The following is a 1,536-nucleotide window of genomic DNA, read 5'->3' on the forward strand; positions in this document are numbered from 1 at the left end:
TAGTATCATTCAGGATATATGCCAAACGCTCCAGCGGATAAGTTGGGTCCAGCGGCACATAGGCACCCCCGGCTTTCAATACTGCTAACAGCGCTACCACCATCACCGGTGAACGTGACACACAAATCGCCACCGGCTGGTCAGGTACGACACCCAATGCGATAAGCTGATGGGCCAACCGGTTAGCCCGGGCATTTAATTCGGCATAACTGAAGGTTTGCTCCTGATACACTAGTGCCGTGGCTTCCGGGGTTTGCTCCACTTGTTGTTCAAACAATTGATGAATGCATAACGCCTCAGGATAGGCGGTTTCCGCCGCATTCCAAGTTGTTAACAACAAGGTACGCTCCTCTTCCGGCAAAATTTCCAACTGTCGTACCGGCATTTCCGGGGCCTGTTCCAGCGCGGTCGCCAGGCTTTCCAATGCCTGCTGCATATAACCGCACAGACTTTCCGGATCAAACGGCTGCACGACCTGCGCCGTCAGCCCCAGGGATTCGCCAAAATCCTCCACCGACAGCCCTAACGGATAGTTGGTTCGCTCCTGTCCGCCAAGAAATTCAATACTGTTGATAAGTTCATTTGGCGTTGCCGACAAAGCATTATGCCGATAGTTCAATAGCGCGCTAAAGAGTGGCGTACCGCTGGCAACCCCACTGCAACGCTGAGCCAGCGCCAATGAAGCATGCTCATGCGCCAGTAATCCGGCGAGTCGGATATGGGTGGTCTGTACGCTATCCCGTACTGGGGTCTCATTGATATCCAGCCGTAACGGCAAGGTATTAATAAACAGCCCCATGCCGTTGTCAGCCCCATCTCCCGCCGCCATACGCCCAAACAGCACCGTACCGAACACCACTTGATCTTGCCCGCTGGTACGCGACAATACCAGTGCCCAGGCCAGATGACACAAGGCCGCCAGACTGACCCCCAAATGTCTCGCCTGATGACGTAAACGGTTATTTAGCTCGGCTGACAACATTCGGTGCGATTCCGTCACCTGCGAACCATCACGGTATACCTCCGTCAAACCAAACGGCAGGGTCGGTTCATCTACCTCAACTAACATGTCAGTAAAGAAGCGAGTATGTTCTTCCTGACTGACGCCTAACCGGGCCTGTGCTACCAGATTACGGAAAGGCGTCGGCGCTGGCAGACTCTCCTCCTGCCCGCTCAGATAAGCCTGTACTTCACGGTTCATGACTTCCAGCGTGGTATGATCGCCAATCAGGTGATGCAACAATTGTTGTACAATCCAGCGGCCATCAACCTCTTGCGCCACCACAAAGCGCAATAACGGTGCCTCGCCCAAATCGAGACGATAATGACGGGGGTCAAAACGTTGGGTTAACTGATCACAAACTCGCCCATCAGCCGGATTCAAGTCCAGTTCCATCACTGACAAAGCGGCTTGACGCCAAACCACCTGAACCGGTACAGACAACTCTCGCCAGATAAAGGCGGTACGCAGGATATCATGGCGATCAACCACCTGTTGTACCGCCGCCAGATAGCGATCCAGCAAAGAGCGATCAG

1 protein-coding gene is annotated in these 1,536 nt (G+C 53.9%); it reads right to left on the reverse strand.

Annotation, left to right across the window (positions count from 1 at the left end):
* Nucleotides 1-1,536, reverse strand: a 1,536-nt coding sequence (locus EAE91_RS23385; RefSeq protein WP_214090529.1) for a condensation domain-containing protein, incomplete at both ends; no start/stop codon positions are given.

This window comes from Photorhabdus noenieputensis (genome assembly GCF_018448935.1).
Lineage (GTDB): Bacteria > Pseudomonadota > Gammaproteobacteria > Enterobacterales > Enterobacteriaceae > Photorhabdus > Photorhabdus noenieputensis.